The organism is Desulfurispirillum indicum S5 (assembly GCF_000177635.2).
In the GTDB taxonomy this organism is placed as follows: Bacteria; Chrysiogenota; Chrysiogenetes; order Chrysiogenales; family Chrysiogenaceae; genus Desulfurispirillum; species Desulfurispirillum indicum.
The window spans coordinates 1,697,410-1,722,863 of the sequence record NC_014836.1 but is presented as its reverse complement, the minus strand read 5'-3'; the positions used below and the strand labels follow the sequence as shown (position 1 = coordinate 1,722,863).

Sequence of the window (25,454 nt, the reverse complement as noted above, 5' to 3'; positions counted from 1 at the left end):
CTCAACCAAGAAGCGCACTTTCATAGTCTTTCGGCATTGCAGCGGTCAGGATCTCCAGGCGGTCCGCGTGGACGACGATCAGATCTTCAATGCGCACCCCACCTTTGCCGGGCAGGTAGATTCCCGGTTCGATGGTCAAAACCATTCCCGGTTGGGCTGTGACCTCCGCGCTCCGGGGCGAAATTCCAGGGAACTCATGGATATCGATACCCAGGCTGTGACCGGTTCCATGGCCAAAGAATTCCGCATAACCGGAGGACTTTATCACACTTCTGGCAGCATTATCCACATCCAGAAGTTTAACTCCCGGTTTTAACTGTTCGATGGCGCTCAATTGGGCTTCAAGTACAGTACGATAGATGCGGGACAGCTCCTCGTCCGGCTCTCCCAGGAAAAAGGTGCGCGTCATATCGGAGCAGTAGCGCTTGCGGGCACCCCAGTCCAGAAGCAGGGCATCCCCCTGCTCCACCACAGCACTCCCGGTCTGGTGGTGCGGGACGGCGCTGGACGGCCCTGCCGCGACAATGGTGTCAAAGGACATCTTGCGCGCGCCCAGCCTGCGGCTGCGGTACTCCAGTTCAGCGGCAATCTCTTCTTCGCGCATACCAGGAGCCAGCAGCGGACGGAGCTGCTCAAAGGCATTGATGGAAATGGCGCAGCTCTGGCGGATCTCCTCGAGTTCCAGCTCGTCCTTGATCATGCGCAGCTCTGCCAGTGGCTTCACCAGAGGTCGAATTTCCAGAAAAGAGAGATTTTCCTTCCAGAGCTGCCACTGTTCAAGGGTCAGACTGGGTTCAACGTGAAGCACCCTGATGGGGCGACTCTTCAGAAAGTCCGTCAGGAAGGGATCAAAGGCTCCCTCAAAGCAGACGATTTCATCGTAATAGCACTGCCCGCAGGCAGCGCTGTAATAGCGGGGATCGGTAAAGAAAATCAACTGCTGACGCCACAGCAGGCAGGAGCCGCTGGTCCCCTGGAAATCATTGAAATAGGCGAGGTTCGAGCGTTTGGTAATCAGCAGCGCTTCGCTGTCCGGCAAGGGATAGCGCTGACAGAGCTTTTCCTTGCGCGCCTGCAGGCAGGCTTCTGTGGAAAGGGTCACGGCTGGCGCACCTCGAAGGTGATGCGGGAGATCATGATGCCGCGGCGATCGGGCTGATCCATCAGCACGTCGATAAACAGGTCAGTGCGCTCGCCATAAAAGTTTTCAATGAGGTTCTCCACGTAGCGGGCGCGTTTCACCGCCAGGCCCTGTTGCTTCAGATCTGCCAGGGGAGGAGCATAGGCCAGCTCATCGGTGATACCCACGATGAGATAGACGGTCTGCTCCGACGGCATGGCAATTTCATTGAGAATAGCCTGGCGCTCCGCTTCCGGAAGAATCGCCTCACCGACGGGCATGCTGAAGTACTCGTAGGACAGCTGCTCAACACGGCGCACCTTGAGGTCGCGGTGTACTTCAAGCCGCCGCTGAATCCACTGTTCCGTGACATCCTGGGTTTCCTGGACAACCGGTGCCTCAGCCAGCTCCAGACGCATGCGATCGTAGTCCTCGCGCAGGCTGTCAATTTCCATCAGCAGCATATTGTTGCGGTCGGCAATCAGACGACTTTCGTCCTTGCTGATGAAGTTCTCAGGCACATACCACTGAAAAAAAAGCCAGAAGAGGGCTGCGGAAAGAGCAATGCTGATCAGACCACCAAAGAGAAAGGATTTCATTCTGTGCCTCCTGCGCGGGCAATGGTCATTTCCAAAAGTCTGCGACTCCCAGTACCCTTTTACTATAGATGGCTTCAAGAATCAAAACCCACATGTTCGCATCACCGAAATCCCTTGGCTTTCCCGCTGCATTGCTTTATTTTACCCCAAAATCAATTTCTGCCTGTGAGGATACAGAATGGAATTCAGCATCGCCAATGTCTTCTCCCACGCCGACTTCTTCGGCAAGTTCATTATGATTTTCCTGCTGGGCATGTCGATTGTGAGCTGGGGAGTCATCATCCAGAAATTTCTGTACCTGCGTAACGTCAGCCAGATGAATGACCGCTTTCTTGATATATTCTGGTCCAACCAGTCCCTTTCCAAGGTCACTTCCTCCGCCGGAAGCATGAGCGCGCCCCTGCTTGATGTCTTCCGGGTCACCCATAAGAACTTCCAGGCACTCCCCCAGGAAACCGCCAGCGATGAAAAAGTGGCCTATGTGGAGCGCATCGTGCGCGCGGAATCCATGGCCAAGGTACGCGACATGGAATCCTCCCTCAGCACCCTGGCCATCATCGCCTCGTCGGCCCCCTATATCGGCCTGCTGGGAACCGTCTGGGGCATCATCCGCTCCTTTCACACCATCGGCGCCATGCGCAGCGCTTCGCTGGCGGTTGTGGCGCCAGGGCTCTCCGAAGCGCTGGTGGCTACGGCCCTGGGCCTTTTCGCCGCCATCCCCGCCGTTATGTTCTACAATGTCTTTGCCGCCCGCATCAAGCAGCAGGTCAGCATCATGGAGAGCTTCGCCGATGAACTCATGGCTATTCTCATGAGGAAGCAATGAAGATTCAGCGCAATCTTTACCCGGCCATGCCGGACATCAACGTCATTCCGCTGGTGGATGTGGTGCTGGTTCTGCTGATTATCTTCATGATCACCGCGCCCATGCTCCAGCACGGCATGAATGTCGACCTGCCCGAATCCCAGGCTGAGCTCAAGGTTGATGACGCCAAGCAGCAGATCATCATCACCGTTGACGAACAGGGCCAGGTATTCATCAATCAGAACGCCATCACCGTGGCTGATCTCCCGGCTCGTCTCCAGGGCCTCAAACAGCTGGGACAGGAGTACGACGTCATCATCGAGGGTGATCGCAAAGTCAACTATGGTGCCGTCGTGGCGGTTATGGATATTCTTCAGTCTGAAGGTTTTTTTAATATCGGCCTGGTAACTCAATAAAAGACTGGTTGCTGAAACTGATGCTTCAATGGATTACCCCACTGCTCTGCCTGCGTAACTCCACTGCCGCTTCCGTGGCACTGCATGGCGTCTTCATACTCATCTATGCACTGCTCAGCCTGAGCAGCAGCGTAAGCCCGCCGGTTACGCCGAATATCCGCGTTCATCTCATCCCTGAAGTGGCTGACCGCACCACCACAACCCAGGCGACACCCCAGGAAGCCCCGGTGATCGCCACCTCCAGTAAACAGGCGTCCACCGCCCCTCCCAGAGTGCAGCCACCCGTTCCAGCTACCGACGTGCGCCAACAGACCCAGGCAGCTGTCGATCGCCTGCGCCGGGAACAGGAGAACCAGCGACTGCAGCAGCAGACCCAGCAGGCCATTGACCGCCTGGCTCGCCAGCAGGCCCAGACCGCACCGGCACCGCAAACACCGCCTGCCACCCGGCAGGAAGTCCCAGTCGCACCTCCCCAGGCAACCATTACCGGAAACTCGGGGGCAGAGACTGAAGCGCAGACTGTCTGGGATATGAGCGGTGATCGCGAAGCCATCAGCTATTTGGAGGCCATCACCGCTATTATCACGGAACATTTCAAAAACCGCATCGACCTCAGTGTGGAAGCCACCCGCGACCCGGTGGTGCGCTTCAGCCTGAGCCGCGATGGCCACATCATCCCCGAATCTGTGAGCATCAGAACCTCCAGCGGTTCCCAGATCATAGACCGTGCGCTCATACTGGCTGTCCAGCGAGGCAACCCCTACATGCCCTTCCCCGCCAGCATCCCGCGCCAGACCATCACCATCGACGTTCGAGGAAACATTCATGACTGACCCCCGTCCATCTTTCTGCTCCGCCATGGGCCACATCAACCGTATCCTTTGCGCCCTGGCCACCGCACTCATCCTGACTGGTGTCGCCACAGCTGACGTTGCAGAGAGCGAAGCCTTTGCCATTGAAGTACGACCCACCGGCATCACCAGTATCCCCATAGCCATCCCCACATTCACCTCGGACAACAGCCTCTCCGCCGAGTTCCGCGAAAACATGCGCGCCCTCATCCTGGAGGATCTCAGCTATGCGGGGATCATCAAAGTGCTGCCCCGTGAAGCGTACCTGGCCGAACCCGGCAGACCCGATGTCAATTATGAAGACTGGCTCTTTATCGGTGCCGAATTCATGGCAAGCGTAAGCCTGTTCTCCACGGGAACCCACCTGCGCGCGGAAGTGGCAGTCTATGACATGGCCATGAAGCGCAAGAAGTCCAAACAGAGCTTTGAGATCGCCTTTGATCGGTATGTCACGCTGGCCCACCGCCTCGCCGACCACATTCTCTACGAAGTCAGCGGCGTCCAAGGCTTCTTTGAAGCGCGCATCGCCTTTGTCTCTGACCGAACCAGCTCGGCAAATGCCGTCAGTAAAAATATCTACGCCATGGATTTTGACGGCAGCAATCTGCAGCCCGTTACCACCAACGACAGCATCAACATCAATCCCTTCTGGCACTCCATGAGCAAGGTGGCATTCACCTCCTATATCCGCCAACGACCCGAAATACTCCTGCGGGATCTGCAGTCGGGACGCACAGCACTGCTGGCCGCTTTCGGCGGCACCAATACCGGCGGCATCCCCAGCCCCGACGGCAAGTACATTGCTGTCACCGCGTCCCATAACGGAATTTCCAACATCTACCTGCTGCACAGCGATGGCCGCATGTATCGCCAGCTGACCCGCCACTGGTCCATTGACGTTTCACCCGCCTGGAGTCCCGACGGCAATTTCATCGCCTTTGTCTCCGACCGACCCGGCTCGCCGCAGGTATACATGATAAACCTGCGTACCGATGAGATTACACGGGTCACCTATGAAGGACGTTACAATGTCTCGCCAGTCTGGAGTCCTGACGGCAATTACATCGCGTATACCTCGCTGGAAGAGAATAAGTTTAATATTTACATTGTCGAAAAGGACGGCTATAATCCTCAGCGTCTTACGTATAACTCTGGGCATAACGAAACCCCCCGCTGGTCACGGGACGGCAATTATCTCCTGTTCACTTCAAATCGGACCGGAGAATTCAAGCTGTACGTCATGGACCGGACGGGAACCTTTCAGAAACGCCTGAAAGACGGGCCGGCAAACAATAATATGCCCGACTGGGTATTTCCAGAGAAGGAAAAATGAGGAGGAAAAATGGCGAAGTTTAAAGGTCTATTTGCCCTGTTGGCGGGCATGATTTTTCTCGTTGCTGTGGGTTGTGCGCCACAGCAGGTAGTGATTGAAGATGACGCTGCTGTAAGTGAACCCACGGTCAGTGAAACGACCACGCCGACGGAAACCACAACAGCCCCTGAAATGCAGATCGAAGACCGCGAACAGTATGCCTTCACCAGCCCCGTGCTCGGGAAGATCTACCTCGACGGAACCGAACTCTACACCGTACATTTCGACTTTGATCGCTCCAGCATTCGCCCTGATGCACGCAAAGTGCTGGACAACAATATCGCGTACCTGAAGAATAACCCCAATGCACGCATCGTCATTGAGGGCCACTGTGATGAGCGCGGCAGCAGCGACTACAACCTTGCCCTCGGCGATCGCCGTGCCCAGTCCGTAAAGGACTACCTGGTGACTGGCGGTATTGACGCCTCCCGTCTGACAACGATCTCCTATGGCAAAGAGCGTCCCGTCGACCCACGCAGCAACGAGTGGGCCTGGCAGAAAAACCGCCGTGGCGAGTTTGTCAACAAACGCTGACCACGTGCCCAGGAAACAGCCCAAAGCAAACTGACAAATTGCCTGCTCACCATGAGCAGGCAATTTGCTATGGATGGATACAATGAAACTGTGGACACATCGCCATACCTGGATCGCGGTCTTTTCGCTCATCCTGCTCACCGGATGCGCCAAGCAGGCTGACCTTGAAGCTCTGCAGGTACAGATTCACTATCTGAACGAAGAGCTGAACCGTGTGGAATCCGGCGTTACCGCAGCCTCGACACGGGTCAGCGAACTGGCCACCGACCAGGAGCGCCTGCGCCCGACCATTCAGCGCTCGCAGATGGATGTCTCCTTTCGCCTCGAGGAAGTGGAGCGGGAGATAGCCACCCTGCGCAACCAGCTGGAAACTTCATCGCGACGACATGACACCGGCCAGCGCTCACTGCAGGAGCAACTCGAAAGCAACCAGCAGCGAACCCAGAGCTCCCTGGAAACCATCAGCGGCACCGTTGCGGCCAACGAAAAGAAAAACCAGGAAGAACTCACCCGCATCCAGCAACAACTGCAGAGTATAGCCCGGGAAATCAGCGCCCTCGAGCGAACCCTTGGCGAAGTCAAGGCTGAAAGCTCAGCCACCGCCGCAACCCTGGCAGAAACCCTCACGGAAAGCAGCAAGCAGCCAGCAACCCGCGCCACCGCGACCCTGGACAAACAGGCTGGCGAAAATAATTACGACTACATCCGCCGGCTCTTCCGCGAAGAGAAGTACACCCAGGTCCGTGACCAGTATCCTCAGATCCTGGCCGGAGCAGAGTCCGACAATGAACGGGCAGGTATTATGTACTGGTACGGCAGTGCGGTGCAGCGCCTTGGTGACGAGCGCAATGCCATACTGATCTTTGAAGAGCAGGCGAAAAAATATCCCCGACACTGGAGTACCGCCTTCGCCATCCTTAAGCAAGGCCACGCCTTTCGCGCTCTCGGCGACACGGGCACGGCAAAACTCTTCTACCAGCGGGTACTGAGTGAATTCCCCGACTCCGACGCCGCTAACTATGCCCGCAGAGCCCTGGAATAATTCCACTTGCGCGCATGCACCACTCATGGTATAGTACGGGCGTTTTGCGAGAGAAAACAGGATAAACCTTTAACAAGTGGGTTTTTATCGCCCACTTTTTTTATTGTGAAATCTGAGGTGAGAGGATGGATAAAGAGCGCATACTTCGCGGCGTCAGCGAACTCCTGCAACCCATTGTACAGGAACTCGCACTTGAGCTGTTCGATGTGGAGCTCATCAACGCCAGCGGTTGGATCCTGCGGGTCTACCTGGACAAGGAGGGCGGGGTATCCCTGGATGAATGCGAACGGGTCAGCATTGAGCTCGGCACCCTTCTCGACGTGGAGGATATCATCGGCTTCCGCTATACCCTGGAAGTATCAAGCCCTGGCGTAAACCGCAAACTGCGCCACCGTGCTGATTTCGAAAAATACCTGGGTCGTCTGGCACGTATTCGTACCAGCGAAGTCCTCCTGAATACAAAACTGCACATTGGCTATCTTGCTGATATCAGCGACACCGAGCTGACCATACGGGAAAAAGACCGGGGTATTCTCATACCGGTACCCCTTGCCATTATAGAAAAAGCCAATCTGGAATACGAATGGGAGTAACAACCTATGAAAAATGAATTCATCAGCTCAATTGAGCAATTGTGCCGCGAGAAGAACCTCGATAAAACTACCCTGCTTGAAGCCATTGAAACTGCTGTGGTTGCCGCACTCAAGCGCAAATACAGCCAGGAATGCGAAATATTCTTCCGCATAGACGACGAGACGGGAGTCTTTGACGTCTCTTTTGAAAAGGAAGTTGTGGAAAAGGTTCGCGATAAAAGCCTGGAAATTTCCCTGACCGACGCAATCAAAATTCAGGAAGACGCCAAGGTGGGACAGCGAATCCACGTCCCCATTGACATCCAGACCATCGCGCGAATCACCGCCCAGACCGCCAAACAGATTATCATGCAGCGGGTACGCGATGTTGAAAAAGCGTCCCTGATGGACGAATACCGCGAGCGCATTGGCGAACTCATCCTGGCGCCTGTTGAACGCGTGGAAGCAAGGCGCGTCGTCCTGAGCATGGGCGAGTGCGATGGTGTTCTGCTGCAGTCAGACATCCTCCCCACCGATACCTACAAACAGGGAGACGTCGTCAAGGCTGTAATCCGCGACGTACAGTTGAGCCGTCGCGGCGACGTGCAGATTCTCCTGAGCCGCACCAGCGAACAGTTCCTGCTCCAGCTTTTCCGCGAGGAAGTGCCCGAAATCTCCTCCAGTAACGTCGTCATCAAAGCCGTTGCCAGGGAGGGAGGCTCCCGCAGCAAGATTGCCGTCAAAGCCCTGAAGTCGGGCATGGACCCTGTCGGCGCCTGTGTTGGCGTCAAAGGCAGTCGTGTCAGTGCGGTAGTGGAAGAGATCGGTGGCGAAAAGATCGACATCATCGAGTGGAGCGACGAGCCCGCCCTGTTTATCTGCAATGCCCTGAATCCGGCTGAAGTCGTCAAAATGGATATTTATGATGAAGAAGGTGTGGCTGTGGTCGTTGTCCCGGAGCGTCAGCTCTCCCTGGCCATAGGTCGCAAGGGTCAGAACGCCCGCCTGGCTGCCAAACTCACCAACTGGAAGATAGACATTTACTCCGAAGAGGAGTACGAAGCATATCTGCGCGGTGAGACACCACAGGCACGCCGATCTTCCGACCCCACACAGTCGGTTCAGATTCAACCTGTTGCGAACAGCAGCCTGGCTGAAGAGCAGGAGGAGAGCTGAGTTGCCGCAACCCGAACGCATGTGCATAGCCTGCCGCGCCAAAGGGAGCCCCAGGGAGTTCCTGCGGATTGTGGCAACCCCTGACAACACCATCATCTGGGATCTGAAACAAAAGCTTCCCGGACGGGGAGCCCATGTGTGTCCACAGACCAGGTGCGTCAGCAAAGGTCTGGAAAAGAAGAAGCTTATGCATGCCCTGCGGGTTGAAGAGCTGAGCCCTTTCAGTGTACAAGAGAAGTTGACCGAACTGCAGATACTTCTGCGCAACCAGGCACTGAACAGCCTGAAGATCGGAGTAAAAGCCCGCAAGGTTCTTTCCGGCTACACCCAGGTGCAGCAGGGAATGAAAAAAGGACTTGCCAAGGTACTCGTCCTCGCAGATGATATAAGTTTGGATCGCCGCAACGAACTGAGCGCAGATGCTGCACGACTGCAGATCCCCTGTGTCTTCCTGCTCAGCCAGGAGGAGATGGGCTCCCTGTTCGCAACGGCACAGCGCAGTTGCCTGGTCATTACTGATACCGGGCTGGCGTCAACGTTTATTCACAATTTTGAAAGATATAGAACCATGAAGAAGGAAGGGATGTAGATGGCAAAACTGAGAGTTCACGAACTGGCAAAAGAACTGGGTATGAACACCAAAGAAACCATGTCGGAACTGGAGAACATGGGATACCGGGTTACAAGCCCCTTGCAGAGCGTTGAACCGGAAATGGTTTCAAAGATGCGTCAGCACCAGCAAGACAGTGAAGCGCCGACGCCACAGCCCAAAGCATCTGCAGCTGACACTTCACCAGCAGATTCCCAAAAACCTTCCGAAGCAAAGAGCAGCTCATCAAAAGGCAGTGGAGCTTCGACTCCTGCCGAACCGCTGTACAATAAAGAAAGCGCGGCGAAACCTCGCCAGTTCAGTTTCTCCCGCGACAATAAAAAGGGCGCGATCCGCTTCCAGGAGCAGCGCTCAAGTACACCTTCAACAGAACGTCAGGCCGAGCGCCCTTCCCGTCCGGAATCTCCATCACGGGCTGAGCGCTCGCCAATGTATTCCAAGGCCAATGCCACGCCACCAGCTGCGGCGCCTGCCAAGCCGGCTGGACCTCCCCGCAAGGCCCCCGATCGTTCCTTCACGGGCGGCAAGGACGCCTTCGACAAGGACAGCAAGCCCGCATTCGGCCCACGTCCTGTCCGCAAACCGGCACCCGCCGATGGACGCACGGTCCTTGAGGAACTCGACCCCAAGGAAACCCGCAAAAAGGACAAGGTGAAGGAAAAAGAGCGCGACAAAGCCAAAGAGCGCGTCAAGGCAGACGATGTACCGGTAAAAAAACCCATAAAGAAAGCCGAGACCGTCGAAATCGACCCCAATAAAATCCGCAAAATGGACAGCTGGGATGCCGATGAAATCGCCCTGGGACGCAAGCGTGGCGGCAAAAAGAAAAAGCGCAAGGACAAAGGCTCGCAACAGCAGGTATCAACTGTCGAGTCGAAAAAGCAGTTGAAAATTATCGTTCACGAAGCCATCAGCGTTGCTGACTTCGCCAAAGCCGTATCAAAAAAAGCCACAGAAATTGTCGCCAAACTCATAAAACTTGGCGTCATGGCGAACATAAATCAGGTCATCGATGCCGAAACCGCCGAGTTACTGGCCGATGAATACGGCGCCATGGTTGAAATTCGCAAGCTCGACCACGAGCACCTGCTGAGCACCGAGGACGACATCCAGGAAAACCTGCAGTCACGCTCCCCCATTGTGACCATCATGGGTCACGTTGACCACGGGAAAACAAGTCTGCTGGACAGCATCCGTTCCAGTGCCGTAGTAACCGGCGAAGCAGGCGGCATCACCCAGCATATCGGTGCCTATAACGTGGACCTTGGCAGCGGTAAAAAAATCGCCTTCCTGGATACCCCAGGACACGAAGCCTTTACCCAGATGCGGGCCCGTGGAGCCAAGGTAACGGATATCGTTATCCTCGTCGTCGCCGCTGATGACGGCGTCATGCCCCAGACCATCGAAGCCATCAACCACGCCAAGGCCGCCGGCGTACCGATCATCGTTGCGGTCAACAAGATAGACAAGCCCGACGCCAACCCCCAGCGCGTCATGCAGGAGCTGGCTGAGCGCGACCTGCTCCCCGAAGAGTGGGGCGGCACGACCATCTACTGTAACATCTCCGCAAAAGAGCGCATCGGCATTGATAACCTGATGGAAATGATCATGCTGCAGGCGGAGATCCTCGATCTGAAAGCCAACCCCGAACGGGAAGCGCGTGGAACCGTGGTGGAGTCCAAGCTGGACAAACAGCGCGGCGCCGTTTCCACTATACTCGTCCAGAACGGTACCCTGCGCAAAGGGGATATTGTCATCGCCGGCACCTGCTATGGCCGTGTGCGCGCCATGTTCGATGACCGCGGCAAACCTATCAACGAAGCGGGCCCCTCTACTCCTGTCGAGGTGCTTGGCATCAACGGCGTCCCCGAAGCCGGCGATCTGGCTGCCGTTGTGGCAGATGAAAAAACCGCCCGCCAGATATGCACCAGTCGCGAAGAAAAAGTAAAAAACACCGAGCTGACCAGCAAGGGGAAAATGACCCTGGACGACCTGTTCAGCCACATGCAAAGTGGAACCATCAAGGAACTGGGTATCATCATCAAGGCCGATGTACACGGCTCCGCTGAGGCAATCGCCACGTCCCTGGAGAAATTCCCCAGCGATCAGGTCAAGCTGCGCATTATCCACAAGGGTGCCGGTGGTATTACCGAGACCGACGTGAACCTGGCCAGCGCCTCCAACGCCATCATTATTGGCTTCAGTGTCCGCGCCGAGCCGAAGGCTGCCGAACTGGCCCAGCGTGAAGGCGTTGACGTCCGCCTCTACAACATCATTTACGAGGTGGTGGAAGACATCAAAAAAGCCATGGAAGGCCTGCTCGATAAGCAGGTTGAGGAACTGGTCATCGGTCAGGCCAGCGTTCGCCAGGTCTTCCGCGTTCCCAAACAGGGCGAAATCGCCGGCTGCATGATGACTGAAGGCAAAGCCACGCGCAACAGCTTTGCCCGCCTGATCCGCAACGGCAACGTGCTCTTCAAGGGCAAGCTGGCCTCCCTCAAACGCTTCAAGGACGATGTCAAGGAAGTGGTCAAGGGTTACGAGTGCGGCATAGGCCTCGACGGCTACAACGATCCCATCGAGGAAGGCGATACCCTGGAGTTTTACATCCTGGAGGAAAAGACCCAGACCCTGGACATCTGATCCAATCAGGACACCATTCCCACCGCAGCCCCCATCGGCTGCGGTTTTTTTATTCATTTACTGCTATTTTACAATGACTTCACACACTTCACGCCTCACTCCCCCATACTCCTGGCATACGCTTCCCAAGGAGTACGATATGATCATCGAAAGCATTCTTGAAGCTCCTGGCCTTACCTCACTGCACAAGACCATCAAAACCGAAAAACTGGTGAACTATCTGGTTCACACAAAAATGCGCAAGTTCACACCCAAATATCCCTTCGTCATTGAAAACAGCAAGTACCTGGTACGAACTGCCCTTGACGGCGAAGACCTGGAAAAGGTACTGACCCTCAGACACGACGTCTTCTACAGCGAGATGCTCAAGAAAAACAGGCCCCTGCAGATCGATATCGACAACTTCGACTTCATCTGCGACCACCTGATGATCATCGATAAGGCGACCGGGAGCTGTATCGGCACCTATCGGGTCAACTCATCTCGCTTCAGCAGCTCCTTCTACTCTGCCACAGAATTCTCCATCGGCAACATCCTGGCCCTGCCCGGCCACAAGCTTGAACTGGGTCGTGCCTGCATCCACCGCGACTACCGCAACAGCTACATGATCGCCCTGCTCTGGAAAGCCGTCGGGCACTATATCCAGCTCACCAAAAGCACTTATATCTTCGGCTGCTCAAGCATTCAGACCACTGCCCTGGATGAAATCGCCTCATTGCACCTCTACCTGAAGTGGAAGCATCGCTGCAGCGCCAACGAAAAAGTTCTCCCCCGCCGAAAATTCCGCATCAGCGGATTGGACGCCTACGCTGAATTTGTCGGGGCCATCCAGGACAGCTTTGCCGAAGATGCCAGAAAGCAGATTCCGACCCTGTTGAAATTCTATCTGAAATCGGGTGCGGTCATCTGCGGCGAGCCTGCACTGGATCGCAAATTCGCCTGTGTGGACTTCTTCACCCTGCTGGACACCACAAAACTCAATAACCGCATTGAGGAGAAATTCTCCGGAGTATGAACCCCCTGCTGAAATACCCCCTGGTAGTGCTCTCTCTGGTCGCCTATGCCCTGACGGGGTGGATAGTGCAGAATCTCCCCCTTCAGGCGCACAGGCGCAAGCGACTGTGCGCTGAAACCACCACCAGATACTGCCGGTGGGGGCTGCGCCTGCTGGGCATCCACGTCAGCCACCATGGCGCCCCCCAGCCAGGCACAGCCGCGTCTGCCTGTATCGTTGTCAGTAACCATCTCTCTTATGTTGACATCCTCGTTATCGCGGCTCAACACCCCACACTCTTCGTATCATCAACGGAAGTGGAACGCTCACCCCTGCTGGGTTTTCTGGCTCGCTGCGGTGGCACCATCTTTGTGGATCGGCGCAATCCCCGCAATATCCACCAGGAGCAGCAGATTATTGCGTCATGGGTAGAACAGGGCCTGCGCGTCTGTATTTTTCCGGAAGCCACAACCTCCGATGGCAGCAGTGTTCTCCCCTTTCGCAGTGGACTGCTGGAGATCGCCTGTCAGCGACATTTCACCATCCAGCCTCTTTGCCTCTGTTATCACACCATCAACTCCAGGCAGGCCAACCAGGCTGAACTTGATGTCATCTGCTATTATGGGGATATGGAATTCCTGGCCCATGTCAGGCGACTGCTCCAGACCCGATCCGTACATGTCTCCATGACTTTCATGGAGCCCGTATACAGTGCTTCGGGCACCAGACGCAAGGAGTTGTCAGACAACCTGCACAAACGCATCAGCAGTACGTACATCAGTGCGCGCACCGAACACGCCAGCACGCTGCTGCCCTGACCCATGAAAATCTATCGCTACTGCCGCCAGACTATGGTGACGGGCCTGATCGTCATCCTGCCCGCCACCGTCACCATTCTCGTCGCGCACTTTCTGTTCCAGAAAATCGACAGTTCCTTTTCCCCACTGGTCACCCATGCCCTCATATCACTGGGCATCAAACTTCCTCACAGTTACCGCATCCCGGGCATCGGAATGGTCGGTCTGCTGCTGTTGCTCTTTGTTACCGGCATGCTTACGAAACACTATGTGGGACGCAGCCTGTTTCACTACACCGAAGACCTTATGGGCCGCCTTCCCTTTGCCGGCTCCATTCACAGCGCCATGCGACAGCTGCTGAACGCCTTTGGCACCGCCAACGGACGCGCCTTCAAGCAGGTCGTCTGCGTGGAGTACCCCAAAGAGGGCATCTATTCCATTGGATTCCTGAGCACCAATGTGGAAAATCAACTGGCAGAGAAAATTGCCGGAACAGAGATGGTCTACGTCTTCATTCCCACCACCCCCAACCCCACCAGCGGACTGCTCATCGCCGTTCCCCGGCAGAACGTCATGCACCTGGACATGAGTGTGGAAGAGGGAATAAAACTGGTGGTCAGCGCGGGCATTGTCACTCCCGGCAATACAGACAAAAAAAAGCCCGCCTGAAGGATTCAGGCGGGACGCGACTGTGTGTTATCAGTTGTTCTCTATGCGCAGGGTCAGCACCGGACAGGTGGCCATGCGAACCACCTTTTCCGTCACACTGCCAATCAGAATGCTGTTCAAGCCAGAGTAACCGTGAGTGGCAATCACAATCAGATCGTAATTTCCATCCCTGGCAAAATCACAGATAACCTGGGAAGCATTGCCCTGCTTGAGCACCGCGTCAATGGCGACACCAGAAGAAGCGTACTTCTGAGCCAGCTGCTGCAGCTGCTCATCCATCTGGCGAGTCACCGAAGCCGTAATATCCTCCAGCTCAAGAATGCGGATGTAATTGCTGGTGTAGAAAGAATCCCCCAGCACATTCAGGATGGTAATACTGGCATCACATTTCTTGGCCAGGGAAATCGCCTCCTCCAAAGCTTTCAGGGAAAAATCGCTCATGTCCACCGGAACAAGGATTTTTTTGAACTCTAACATGGTGTACTCCTTTGGCAAATAATGTCGTATGGGGTTGCGTTCTGGAAACTTTATCATGCTAAACCACACACCACCATTTGCGGGTAAAAAAAAAACAAAGTGTTCAACAACAGGGGTGACAATCGCCATACGTCCCCCAGCTTACGGAAAGGCTGACCAGAGGCAAAGTCCCCCGCAAATCCCGCAAGAGCTGTGGATTTCACTGGTCATATCGAAACTGCAACTGGGACTTTCAGGAACTCTGCAATAGGTTGAATATATTTCCCGTGACCGAATTCTTCAAGACATGTGCCCCCACGACTACTACATTGGCGCATAATCCTTGAATAGCAAGCCAATCCATGGAGGACACAATGAGCATTGAGTCTGCGAGTCTGACCGTAGTCACGAACCATCTTCCACAAACCCGCCTTTTCTATGAAGCCCACTTTGGGGCATACTCGGTTTTTGATTGCGCCTGGTATGTTGTGCTCCGCTTCAAATCCTCTTCTGGACAGGAAATTTGTCTGATAGAGCCACAATCAGGCATGAATGTATTCGCCGGGGGAGCTTTTTTGAATCTTCAGGTAAAGGATGTTGACCAATTACACGCCAGGTTGAGTGCCGCAGGACTGTCGCCAGTTGTCCCCTTAGAGGACCATCCGTGGGGAGACCGCGGTTTTGGCGTCCTTGACCCAGCTGGTCTCATCGTCTACTGCTACCAGTCGATTGCTCCAGCCGCAGAGTTTCAGAAATACTTCATAATCAACCCCTGAACACCTTTCAGCCCCTCTGCAGTACATCGGGAGCAGCCAGCTGCCTCAGAGCCTGCTCTCGATGCACGCGGAGACTCATGGGCGTGCAGCCAAACCAGCGCTGAATCTCGCGACTCATATGCGCCTGATCGGAAAAACCGTGATCAGCGGCAAGTGACGCTGTGGAATATCTGATTCGCAAATTTCTAGACCAGCCTTCCGCGCGCGAACCAGACCTTGCCAGTAGCGCGGCGCAGCTCCGGTCATCTGGACCATCTTCCTCCTGACACTGCGCTCACTCAACGAAGAACAGCGCTCAGGCATACCGGCCCGCAAGGCTTCAAAGTATTCCATGAGCCACTGCGGGGCTGGAAAACTCCATAAATCCTCATAGCAGAAGAGCTCAGCGAAAACACTTTCACCTTCAGCGAAAAAATCCAGAGACTGCCCCACTGTAGGAAAATATTGCGACACGTTCACATCAATACACTTTGAACCAACCTCAGCCTTGTCCCAGGGAAAGGCAACCCAAGGAGCAAAGCGGATACCGAAATACTGCGTATCGCCATCACAGACGACCAATCGTGGCGCAGCATCAAGCCCGCTGCAAATCACTTTTGGCGTTTCACCTTTCGGGAAAATCGCGATCACATCCCGGCAGCCATCAGGCCAGACTCCCAGATGCCCCTTCGCCAGATTTATATTCCACGTGCAAATTACCGGATTCATAATGTATCCACGATTATTATGAAGTATCCATGGACAGAACCGGGCACCGTTTTTGCCCCAATCATAATCCTTGCTTCACCCCGGCAAACACCCAGTATTCATCACCATCCAGCACATATCGCACCTCATGCACCTCAAAACCCGATGCGCCCAGAACCTCCCGCCACGTATCCAGTGGAAATATCCCCATGGTCCAGTGGTCTGATTCCACGCGCAGCTTCCCCTGCTCACGAATCAGGTACAGAATGGTGGTTTCATACTGCTCATCGCTGGGGTCGGGGTCGTAGACATTTTCGACAAAAACCACATCCTGACCGTCACGGGAGGCCGTCGTAGTTGTGGTGCGGTTCTGGCAGAAATTTTCCGTCGCCACATCGGGCGTAGCGATCAGTACACCGCCAGGGTGCAGGTGGGCAGAGGCCGTGCGAAAAGCCGCCTCAAAATCCTGCCGACAGGTCATGTGGGAAATGGCGTCGTCCATCAGCACCGCGTCAAACGTCCGCCCCAAGCGGCTTGTACGCATATCACCCTGCACAAAGGTGCATTCCGGGTTCAGCTCCCGCGCCTGGGCCAGCATTGCCGGACTCAGATCCAGTCCCGTGACATCAAACTCCTGCTTCAGATTCAGAACATTCTTCCCACCCCCGCATCCCAAATCCAGCAGTGACACCACCGGACGCCGGGCGTACTGGCGGATCAATCCCGCCACATGCTGACAGTAATCGGCATACTCCACCGTGGCATCGCCCCATAAGGGCCACAGCCAGGCAAGATCAGAGTAGAGGCGACTGGTGCTCATGGCTCCTCCTTGCTTGGCTATATTCATCAATGCATAAGCAACAATTTACTCTATAGGGGTATCACTAGGAGATGAGCGAGTGACGACAACTTTTAGCGACTCCACACTCAGCAGTATTTTTGTTTCCGCCATGGTCAGCACATTGCCATCACAGATATCTAATATTCCACGAGCGATACTTTTCATAAATCGCAGTTCTTCTGTGACTTTCTCGTGACTGCGAGAACCTTGCACAAGCGCTACCCTCATGCCCGGCTGGTCACTAAAGCTTCTTGGTGTATCCCAATTGCCTGGCAGACGATCGTGTCCAGGTCTATTTTTAAGGGCGAGATAGAAGTTATATCTTCAGAGGGTATATTTTGCATGGTTTTGCTCCGAGCGGACGGATTTTGAAATCTGCACTCTTCTTCGCCGTCCATCTCAACAAGGCGTGGGACTTTGGGACTCCCGCCATGACAAAATCTGCTGTCTCATGTCCTCATCAGAAATAACACGTCCACTGCGAGAGTCCTGCAAACCGCGCTCAATCATAAGATCAAAGGCAAGCTTGCGAATGATTTCCTCATAACTTGCATCATTTGAATGGGATTGAATCACTTCTGTCATTTTCTCTTTTACATTTGGCATGCCTAGGATCTCCAATGTTGGGTGCAAATCCAATTTGCTGACCGGACAGGAAACCTGCATTATGTTTAATGGGTTCAGTTTAGCAAAGTTTCTCTGGCAAACCAAAATGATTACTCCACCTGCTGCGTATAAATCTTTTCCTGATGAGCATACCAAGATTTTTTCCTTTCCTTGGCGGGCCAGCGCCTCAAGTGAGCGTATTGCCTTCCTGCTCCCTGCCTTTATCTGCGTAATCTGCGGATAATTCACTAAGGTTCCATTCCCTATTCGCGTCAATTTGTGTTCATTTGCGGTAAAATCTCCCCGCCTTTCAGCACTGGAAATGCCCTCACCTTTCAGCTACCATAGCCTGGCTGCTGAAAACCGTTCTCTCGCGTTCGCTTCTTCTCTCACAGCGGGGCGCTCTGCACCATGAGTTTTTTCTCTTGTCTGATTTGCGGTGTTTCAGCAAGCGGGTATTCAACACAGGACGGAGTTGTATGAAAGCTGAACCGGATTTCTGCCCTTTCTGCGGAACCCAGGGCGAACTGAACGAGATTGAAAGCTCTATGCTTGAGGTCGATAGCGATTACTGGCTGATTTACCACTGGGTATGCAATTTCTGCGGCGAGCAGTTTGACAAGGTGGAGCTCAGTGACTACCAGGAGATTGAGGAGGTCAGCGCCCTGGAGGATTTCCAGGATATTCCCTGAGGTCTCACTTGATGCGTGGCTGGGGGGGAGAGACGTAGTAGCCCTGGGAATAGTCGATGCCGATTTCCCGGACGATGCGGAAGATCTCCTCGCTGGAGACAAACTCGGCGACGGTCTGCATGTTTGTCTTGTCAGCGAAGGTCTTGATGGTTTCGACGATATGTCGCTTGACGGGGTTGTGGTCGATGTCCTTGACCAGGCTGCCGTCGATTTTCAGTACGTCGGCCTGCAGCTCCAGCAGGCGTTCAAAGTTTGAGTAGCCGCTGCCGAAGTCGTCTATGGCGATTTTCACGCCGTACTGTTTAATCTGATCGATAAACTTCTTCACTTGTCCGAAATTCTGCAGGGACTCATCTTCGACGAATTCGAAGGTCAGTCTCTTTGCGGTTTCGGGGTTTTCCATGATTTTTTTGAGCAGGAAGCCGCGGATAAAATCCTGTTCGATGTCATCTTTGGTGAGGTTGATGGAAAAGCCGGCCTCGCTGTCTGCAAAGATATCAAATGACTGTTCCACGACACTCTGGGTGAGGAAAAAGTAGTAGCGCGACGATTTGGCCACGGGCAGGAAGTGGAAGGGTGAGTGCACGGTGCCATCTTCGTCGATCAGGCGCACCAGCGACTCATAGCGCTCAATGGTATTGGTGGCGTTATTGAGCAGGGGCTGGTAGTAGGCGACAATGTTGTCGTCCTGGATGGCTTCCTTGAGTTTACGCAGCCAGTTGAAGTTGTGCTGCACGCTTTGGTGCACCTGCTCCTGTATTTCTTCGGCCAGGACATGGGGTCTCCGTGTTTTCTGGGCGTAGCGCAGTGCCATACGGGCATTTTCATAGGTGTTGCGCGAGCTGATGGAGTAACCGATGGTGACGCTGATTTCAAAGTCATTCTGATTGATGGTGATGGAGCCGCGCTGCACCAGGTCGTGCAGCTGCTGACAGATGCCCGAAGCCCTTTCAGGCCCCACTTCGCTGGTACCATTTTTCAGCAGCAGGGCAAACTCTCCGTCGCCAAAATGGTAGAGGTTCAGGGGCATGTCAAAGGAGTGCGGTACCGCACTGTAAAGCCGCTGGGCGAACTCCAGTTCAATGGAGTCCACCATTTCCCTGGCATGTATTTCATGGAACTCTTCGTAACTGTCTATGGCCAGGATAAAAAGGGCGGTGTGCCGCTGACTGCGCAGGTCTTCCAGCAAGGCGGTGCGGTTGGCAAATCCTGAGAGGGGATTCTTGGTTGCCAGGACGTACTGGCGATTCAGCAGGGAGCTCTTGATAAAGGCCCGGCAGCGTACGCGCAGCTCCGTTTTATCAAAGGGCTTGGAGATGAAATCGTCCACGCCGGTTTCCAGCGCCCGCAGCTTGTCCCGTTTTTCGTCCAGGGCCGAGATCATGAGGACGGGAATGCGGCGGGTCTTTTCCTGTTCGCGCAGCTGGCGGGTCATCTCGAAGCCGTCCACCTGGGGCATCATGGCGTCGGTGATGATGAGATCGGGCATATGCGCAACTGCCTGGTCAAAGCCCTCCTGGCCGTTGTGGGCATCCAGAAAGGTGTACTCCTGCTTGCGCAGAGCGGCTTTGATGGCAAGCCGGTTATCTTCTATATCATCGACGATCAATATGCGATACGACTCCTGCCCCATGGTTCCCATCCTTCTCTGGTTAACCTATGCTACTGTGCTGGAGGCGTTCTGTCAAAGAGAAGTCGGAATGTGGTTCCACGCCCTACTTCTGAGTCTATTTCGATACGGATATCCATTCCCTCGCACATTTTCTTCACCAGGCCAAGCCCCAGCCCGGTGCCCTGATCGAAGCGGTTGAGCTGGGAGAACGGGTCGAAAATCACCGGCATTTTCTCGGTGGGAATACCACGTCCGGTATCGGCGACCTCCACCACGACGCGGCCCGTTTCGTCGCTGGCACGCACGTTGACGCTACCACTGTCGGTGAACTTGATGGCGTTGGAAATCAGGTTCTGCAGTACCTGCAGAAAACGCAGTTCATCAATACAGACGTACAGCTTTTTCGGCACTTCAAGGTGCAGCTGAATATGCTTCTGCTGGGCCATGGGGTGGAAATCCTCCAGGCAGTCCCCCAGGAGAGGCACCACATTCTGCCACTCCATCTCGTAGTCCAGCTTGCTGGAGTCGGCTTTCGAATAGAGCAGGAGATCATTGATCAGGGCCAGCAGATGCCTGGCGTTGGAGAGGACGCGCTCCAGGTAGCCATGGTACTCCGCCTGCAGTTCGTCGTCGCTGAGCATCTCATCAAAGTCTTCAAGGATCTGATCCGTAAAGTTGATGATGGAGTTCAGCGGTGTCTTCAGCTCATGGGAGACATTGGCCATGAACTCCGAGCGGATATTCAGGCTCTGAATAGCGTCTTCCTTGGCCTGGCTGAGATCCTGGTTGATAACCTGGATCTCGCGGATCTTCTCTTCAAGCTCCCAGGTCTTACTGGCCACCAGCTGTTCAAGACTCTGGTTGACTTGCTGCAGATGCTGCTGCGAACGCTGGAGCTGGGCATAGGTGTTTTTCAGGCGCCCATCCATGAACGAAAAGGCAAAGGCGATATCGTGATACTCACGGCTGAAGCTGGAAAGAGCCTTGAAGTCAAAGGGGGCAGCGGGATCATAACTCCGCAGTGCTTCAATAATGGAACTGAGGGGTTTTTTGACGCGCAGGTAGAGGATCGCCAGAATGGCGATGACCAACAGCACAATAAACAGGACGATGATGAGGGAAATCCACTGAAAGGTCAGATAGTAATTGCGGGTAAACTGGGAGCGGGGGATTTCCACCGCCAGGTACCAGCCGATATCCTGCAGGGGAGTTATGAAGGTAAAGGCTTTGTCGCGTCCGTTGAGCGATGGAAAAAAATGCGTTCCGGCAACCCTTTTTTGCCGAACCAGTTCCAGCCAGCGCCGGTTGTCGGAGTGCTCCCCACTGAACCACGCCTGCCCCTGGTCAAAAATCACGTAGCGGGAGACCTGGCCCAGGACATCAAAATCAACCTGTTCCAACACCGTCTCCAGAGAAAAATCCATACCCATAAAACCGCAATCATTGCTTCCATTTTCAGCAGGAACCGACAACCGCGCCTTACGCTGATCGGAGTGAATGGAAAATACTGGGCGCGCTGGCGAAGAAAGCTCCCATGAAGAACGGGAAAGCCCTTGCGGGTTCACATAAGAGGTTCCACTGGCAGGGCAGTACATAAAAACCTCTGCGGCATGGTATCTGTCTTTTAATTGTTCGATATGCTCAGAGAAGGCATCACTGTCACGCCACTGCTCATCCAGAAAGAACCGCTGAGTGGTAAAGCGCATATCCGTGACTATCTGGTCAATATAATAATCAAAATGGACATGGAGGTGGCTGTTGATCACCGATGCCATGCCATCGCGCAAATTTTTCTCCACAGCGGAAAACAAAGAGGCATACATCAGGACATTTACCGCGATGATGGAGAGTGCGCTGAGAGCCAGAACCGGCAGGAAGATGTGACGAGCAAGAGATTTTCTTTTCTGCATGGAACTCCCGTTCTTTTCTCAAGCATCTTTTTGTTGACGAACTGTCCAGACAAACGGTAATGAAAACCCTCAGTCTCTGATAGCATTTTCTCACAGAAGTCACAAATACTCCAGCGGATGGTACCCTTGCAACCACTTGACTACATCAACCTCCTCAGCGGCCTGATGCTCCTGCTCTACGGCATCTCCCAGGTCAGTGCCAATATGCAGATCATAGCCGGTGCCAGGTTGCGCACCTATCTTTCCACCCTCACCCGCAACCGCCTGACAGGCATTATCACCGGCACCTTTGCCACAGCTCTGCTGCAGAGTTCATCGGCCACGACCGTGATCACCGTAACCCTTGTCGGCAGCGGTCTGATATCCTTTACCGCTTCGCTGGGAGTGCTGCTGGGTGCCAATATCGGCACCACCCTCACCGTACAGCTCATCTCCTTCAGCCTCCAGGATTATGCCCTGTTCATGACGGGGGTCGGTGCCGGCATCCGTTTTTTCGGCAAGAAAGACCGCACCATCTATTTCGGCCGCCTGATCCTGGGTTTTGGACTTATATTCCTGGGTATGAAATTCATGGGCGCCAGTGTTGATCCCCTGCGCCACAACGCCCAGTTCCTCTCCTATTTCGTTGAAGGGGGCGTGCCGAAAATCTTCCTGGTACTGGGCGCCTTTCTCTTTACCGCCATGGTGCAGGCATCGGCAGCCACCATCGCCCTGACCCTCTCCTTCGCCGCCAGCGGCCTGATCGACTTTCACTCCGCCATGTATATCGTCGTCGGCTCCAATATCGGCACCGGGGTCACCGCTCTGCTGGCCAGCTTCGGCTCCAACCTCCAGGCCCGCAAGACAGCCCTGGCCAATATCATATTCAATACCCTCGGCGCCCTGGCCATCATCCCCTTCCTGCCCTACATTCACGCCAACTTCTTTACGGAAGGGGATATTGCCCGCAATATCGCCAACTTCCACACCCTGTTCAATATCGCCCTGACCATCGTTTTTTTTCCGCTGATCGGACTGGTAGCCGCCATGATTGACCGCCTGATCAAGCCACGCAAAGTGACCACCGCTCCCGCCGAATATTTCCTTGACCGTTCCCTCCAGTCCTCGCCAGACCTGGCGATCCAGGAAGCCCGCAAACTCACCATCAACATGACGGGCATGTGCCGTGAAATGCTCACCAGCAGCTTTGCCCTGATAGATCGCTACGAAATCGACCGCTCCTGGAAAATCCAGAACATGGACGACCGCCTGGACGCCATGAACCTGGACATCCGCCTCTACCTCACCAGCCTCTCCCACCGCGAAATGAACCCGGCAGAATCCAACCTGCTCTTTGACACCATCAACTACGCCACCACCCTGGAATATGTGGGCGATGTCCTGGTGAAGAACGTCATCAAGCTTTCCCGCAAATTGAATCGCGAAAAAATCCGCCTCAGCGAAGAAGGCTACCGGGAACTGCAGGAACTGGAAGCCATGACCCTGGAAAACTTCGACCTGTGCCACCAGCTCTACCTGACCAGTCAGCGCTCCCTCCATGTGCAGCTGCAGGATAACCACCAGAAGGTGCGCAAAAAAGAAAACCAGCTGATGCAATCCCATATTCAGCGCCTGCAGCAGGGCCTGCAGGCCTCCGTCGCCACCACCACCGTGCACACCGACCTGGTGGCCAACCTGGAACGCATCAATTCCCACCTGTGCCGCTTTGAACCGCTGACCATGGTTGACGATAAAGCCGCAGAGGAAGCGTAAGCCGAGGGAGTGAACCGCGAATGGGAAACTGCAAAACAAAAGATATTATCCGCAGATGAATACCGACTAACGCAGATAAATGCAGTGGGAAATGAATACAGGTCTCTCCCTGAGTACGCAGGGGCGTGGTGAAAAGGCAGGAAGAGATTGAACCACGGAAAGCACGGAGCCCACGGAAAAAGAGGGAAAGGCACACCTCTCGCCAAGCTGCCAAGCTCGCAATGGAAAGGCAGGGGATTTTACCGGTAGAGTAGAGAGCAGGTTTCACCCTGCTCCCCCTCCTCAAACCGGACATGCGGATTTCCCGCATCCGGCTTTCCTGCTGCCTTCACCTGAAGGAACACGCAGAATTATCTGCTTCGCCTGCAGGTACAGCTGCTTCATCAGACCAGGGATTCTTCCGGCAGCATGGCTTTTCCATTACGGGTACTCACGACTCTGCAGGGTTTGTTATCGAGTGAGTCCACTCAAGCAAACATCCCATTTGCCAATAACTCAGCATGACAACAGTAAGGCCCCTTCGCTCCACCAGCATTACCCGGTTTCAGCACTACTATGGGCCTCTCCGACTCCCACATTACAGGAAAACATGGTTATGCATTCCCATGCACCCTTTTGGCTCGAAGCCACAGCAATATGGGCCTCCCAGGTTCCTGACCAATCTGTCGGTACGCGCTGCCTCCAACCACCCCGGAGAGTCCGATGCATGCACTTGTCTGTTGCTTCTGCAACGATTATAGGCTTCACCTCATTCGGCAGGATGGCCACTCTCAATTAGCGTTAACGAGGCCGAATCGAGTTCACTTGCGTTGCGGCTCGCACCTTCGCAGTTACGGGGCTTCGTACAGAAGATTACTCCGATGCACGCCCGGCTGCTACATAGTCAAACAGACAATTACTATGGTAAGCTCCTTTCAGCTTACGAGATTGGCCAGACTTAGAGCTTGTCCATAAATAATTATTGACCATTATGATAGTTTGCTATAGAATGATTCAGTGAGAGATCATTCATGGCGGTGATTTATGTCTAAAGTGCAATCATGGGAAGTCTCAGATGCTTTCTGGCAAAGAGTTGAGCCTTTGCTGCCAATCCATCAAAGAGATCTTGACAAGGTCTACAAGCGCAAGCCTGGTGGTGGGCGCAAGCGACTTAACCCCAGGAAGGCGTTTTCCGGCATTGTCTATGTGCTGCGCACCGGTTGCCAGTGGAAAGCCATACCCAAGGAGCAGTTTGGTTGCGCCAGTGCCGTGCACAAGTACTTCATTGAGTGGAGTAAGGCCGGTGTATTCGAAGCTTTTGGCGTCAAGGGCTGGCTGAGTATGACGAGATGGAGGGAATTGCCTGGGAGTGGCAAAGCATAGATGGCGGAATGTACAAAGCACCAATGGCTCTTGAAACCGTAGGGAAGAACCCGACGGATCGGGGAAAAAACGGGAGCAAGCGTCATGTCCTGGTGGACGGTCGTGGCGTCCCGTTGTCCATCGTCGTAACCGGAGCGAACCGGCATGATGTGAGCCAGCTTGAAGCTGTTCTTGATGGCGTAGTCTTCGAGAAGCCTGCAGAGCAGGAGCAGCATCTTTGCGCAGATTGTGGCTACAAGGGAAAGCAGGCGCTCAGCAGCATTCTTCAGCGCGGATACATACCCCATGTAAAGCAGCGAAAAGAAGAGATCGAGGACAAGAAGCGTGACCCATCAAAGAAGGCGAGGCGCTGGATAGTGGAAGCATCTATTTCCTGGTTCAACCGTTTCAGGAAGATTCATGTGCGCTTTGAGAAGCTTGAGGTCACTCACTACGGGTTGACGTGTCTTGCGGCAGCCATAATCACATACAGGAAAATCGGCGTAATTTATGGATAAGTTCTTAGCCTGGCGCACCGAATGAACGCGAATACACGCGAATGGGAAAGAACATGAGGCGGA

Annotated in this window: 25 protein-coding genes; 17 read left to right on the top strand and 8 right to left on the bottom strand. The window is 54.4% G+C overall.

Going from position 1 to position 25,454, the window contains the following annotated elements:
• Nucleotide 1: 1 nt before the first annotated feature.
• The gene (locus SELIN_RS08155) at nt 2–1,102 is read right to left on the bottom strand and encodes an aminopeptidase P family protein (protein WP_013506190.1); all 1,101 of its coding nucleotides are present in this window, start codon (nt 1,100–1,102) and stop codon (nt 2–4) included.
• Nucleotides 1,099–1,719: a hypothetical protein gene (locus tag SELIN_RS08150; RefSeq protein WP_013506189.1), complete on the bottom strand. Its 621-nt coding sequence runs from the start codon at nt 1,717–1,719 to the stop codon at nt 1,099–1,101. Before SELIN_RS08150 ends, SELIN_RS08155 begins: the two co-directional genes overlap by 4 nt.
• Nucleotides 1,720–1,897: 178 nt before the next feature.
• Here SELIN_RS08150 and SELIN_RS08145 point away from each other — a divergent pair, with 178 nt between their 5' ends.
• From SELIN_RS08145 to SELIN_RS08085, 13 genes are all read left to right on the top strand, one after another.
• On the top strand, nt 1,898–2,545 hold the full coding sequence (locus SELIN_RS08145; RefSeq protein WP_013506188.1) for a MotA/TolQ/ExbB proton channel family protein: 648 nt from the start codon (nt 1,898–1,900) through the stop codon (nt 2,543–2,545).
• On the top strand, nt 2,542–2,940 hold the full coding sequence (locus SELIN_RS08140) for an ExbD/TolR family protein (RefSeq protein ID WP_013506187.1): 399 nt from the start codon (nt 2,542–2,544) through the stop codon (nt 2,938–2,940). Before SELIN_RS08145 ends, SELIN_RS08140 begins: the two co-directional genes overlap by 4 nt.
• 20 nt (nt 2,941–2,960) lie before the next feature.
• Nucleotides 2,961–3,773, top strand: coding sequence for a TonB C-terminal domain-containing protein (locus SELIN_RS08135; RefSeq protein ID WP_013506186.1), 813 nt, complete (start codon nt 2,961–2,963; stop codon nt 3,771–3,773).
• Nucleotides 3,766–5,124 carry a PD40 domain-containing protein gene (locus tag SELIN_RS13995; RefSeq protein ID WP_013506185.1) on the top strand — a complete coding sequence of 453 codons (1,359 nt, stop codon included), beginning with the start codon at nt 3,766–3,768 and terminating at the stop codon, nt 5,122–5,124. Before SELIN_RS08135 ends, SELIN_RS13995 begins: the two co-directional genes overlap by 8 nt.
• 9 nt (nt 5,125–5,133) lie before the next feature.
• Nucleotides 5,134–5,697, top strand: a complete 564-nt coding sequence (gene pal, locus SELIN_RS08125) for a peptidoglycan-associated lipoprotein Pal (RefSeq protein WP_013506184.1) — start codon at nt 5,134–5,136, stop codon at nt 5,695–5,697.
• 82 nt (nt 5,698–5,779) lie between these two features.
• The gene (locus tag SELIN_RS08120) at nt 5,780–6,739 is read left to right on the top strand and encodes a tetratricopeptide repeat protein (RefSeq protein ID WP_013506183.1); all 960 of its coding nucleotides are present in this window, start codon (nt 5,780–5,782) and stop codon (nt 6,737–6,739) included.
• 125 nt (nt 6,740–6,864) lie between these two features.
• Nucleotides 6,865–7,332 carry a ribosome maturation factor RimP gene (locus SELIN_RS08115; protein ID WP_013506182.1) on the top strand — a complete coding sequence of 156 codons (468 nt, stop codon included), beginning with the start codon at nt 6,865–6,867 and terminating at the stop codon, nt 7,330–7,332.
• 6 nt (nt 7,333–7,338) lie between these two features.
• Nucleotides 7,339–8,487, top strand: coding sequence for a transcription termination factor NusA (gene nusA, locus SELIN_RS08110; protein WP_013506181.1), 1,149 nt, complete (start codon nt 7,339–7,341; stop codon nt 8,485–8,487).
• Nucleotide 8,488: 1 nt separating this feature from the next.
• Nucleotides 8,489–9,076: a DUF448 domain-containing protein gene (locus SELIN_RS08105; RefSeq protein ID WP_013506180.1), complete on the top strand. Its 588-nt coding sequence runs from the start codon at nt 8,489–8,491 to the stop codon at nt 9,074–9,076.
• Nucleotides 9,077–11,740 (top strand): translation initiation factor IF-2, encoded by a 2,664-nt coding sequence (gene infB, locus SELIN_RS08100; RefSeq protein ID WP_013506179.1) that lies wholly within the window; start codon nt 9,077–9,079, stop codon nt 11,738–11,740.
• Nucleotides 11,741–11,879: 139 nt separating this feature from the next.
• Nucleotides 11,880–12,755: a GNAT family N-acetyltransferase gene (locus tag SELIN_RS08095; protein WP_013506178.1), complete on the top strand. Its 876-nt coding sequence runs from the start codon at nt 11,880–11,882 to the stop codon at nt 12,753–12,755.
• Nucleotides 12,752–13,552 carry a lysophospholipid acyltransferase family protein gene (locus SELIN_RS08090; protein WP_013506177.1) on the top strand — a complete coding sequence of 267 codons (801 nt, stop codon included), beginning with the start codon at nt 12,752–12,754 and terminating at the stop codon, nt 13,550–13,552. The genes SELIN_RS08095 and SELIN_RS08090 overlap by 4 nt, the downstream gene beginning before the upstream one ends.
• Before the next feature lie 3 nt (nt 13,553–13,555).
• Nucleotides 13,556–14,200, top strand: a complete 645-nt coding sequence (locus SELIN_RS08085; RefSeq protein WP_013506176.1) for a DUF502 domain-containing protein — start codon at nt 13,556–13,558, stop codon at nt 14,198–14,200.
• A gap of 30 nt (nt 14,201–14,230) precedes the next feature.
• Here the strand turns inward: SELIN_RS08085 and SELIN_RS08080 are convergent, their stop codons facing one another.
• Entirely contained in the window at nt 14,231–14,677 is a 447-nt protein-coding gene (locus SELIN_RS08080; protein WP_013506175.1) for a universal stress protein, read from the bottom strand.
• A gap of 353 nt (nt 14,678–15,030) precedes the next feature.
• Here SELIN_RS08080 and SELIN_RS14700 point away from each other — a divergent pair, with 353 nt between their 5' ends.
• On the top strand, nt 15,031–15,432 hold the full coding sequence (locus SELIN_RS14700; RefSeq protein WP_013506174.1) for a VOC family protein: 402 nt from the start codon (nt 15,031–15,033) through the stop codon (nt 15,430–15,432).
• 114 nt (nt 15,433–15,546) lie between these two features.
• Here the strand turns inward: SELIN_RS14700 and SELIN_RS08070 are convergent, their stop codons facing one another.
• The 3 genes from SELIN_RS08070 to SELIN_RS15245 form a co-directional block, all read right to left on the bottom strand.
• Nucleotides 15,547–16,140, bottom strand: coding sequence for a hypothetical protein (locus SELIN_RS08070; RefSeq protein WP_049871116.1), 594 nt, complete (start codon nt 16,138–16,140; stop codon nt 15,547–15,549).
• Between the two features lie 61 nt (nt 16,141–16,201).
• Nucleotides 16,202–16,939 carry a class I SAM-dependent methyltransferase gene (locus SELIN_RS08065; RefSeq protein ID WP_013506173.1) on the bottom strand — a complete coding sequence of 246 codons (738 nt, stop codon included), beginning with the start codon at nt 16,937–16,939 and terminating at the stop codon, nt 16,202–16,204.
• Nucleotides 16,940–17,359: 420 nt separating this feature from the next.
• The gene (locus SELIN_RS15245; protein WP_198007072.1) at nt 17,360–17,815 is read right to left on the bottom strand and encodes a hypothetical protein; all 456 of its coding nucleotides are present in this window, start codon (nt 17,813–17,815) and stop codon (nt 17,360–17,362) included.
• Between the two features lie 230 nt (nt 17,816–18,045).
• Here SELIN_RS15245 and SELIN_RS08055 point away from each other — a divergent pair, with 230 nt between their 5' ends.
• The gene (locus SELIN_RS08055; protein WP_013506171.1) at nt 18,046–18,258 is read left to right on the top strand and encodes a hypothetical protein; all 213 of its coding nucleotides are present in this window, start codon (nt 18,046–18,048) and stop codon (nt 18,256–18,258) included.
• 4 nt (nt 18,259–18,262) lie between these two features.
• Here SELIN_RS08055 and SELIN_RS13990 read toward each other — a convergent pair whose 3' ends face one another.
• Nucleotides 18,263–19,891 (bottom strand): EAL domain-containing protein, encoded by a 1,629-nt coding sequence (locus tag SELIN_RS13990; RefSeq protein ID WP_013506170.1) that lies wholly within the window; start codon nt 19,889–19,891, stop codon nt 18,263–18,265.
• Nucleotides 19,892–19,920: 29 nt separating this feature from the next.
• A complete protein-coding gene (locus SELIN_RS08045; protein WP_013506169.1) occupies nt 19,921–21,780 on the bottom strand; it encodes an ATP-binding protein in 1,860 nt (619 codons plus the stop codon).
• Nucleotides 21,781–21,906: 126 nt separating this feature from the next.
• Between SELIN_RS08045 and SELIN_RS08040 the strand changes: the two genes are divergently transcribed.
• Both SELIN_RS08040 and SELIN_RS14695 read left to right on the top strand, forming a co-directional pair.
• Nucleotides 21,907–23,532 (top strand): Na/Pi cotransporter family protein, encoded by a 1,626-nt coding sequence (locus SELIN_RS08040; protein ID WP_198007071.1) that lies wholly within the window; start codon nt 21,907–21,909, stop codon nt 23,530–23,532.
• Nucleotides 23,533–24,555: 1,023 nt separating this feature from the next.
• A protein-coding gene (locus SELIN_RS14695; protein ID WP_156788048.1) for an IS5 family transposase occupies nt 24,556–25,391 on the top strand; the annotation gives its coding sequence in 2 pieces (ribosomal slippage) (nt 24,556–24,829 and nt 24,829–25,391; 837 coding nt in all).
• The last annotated feature ends 63 nt before the right edge of the window (nt 25,392–25,454 follow it).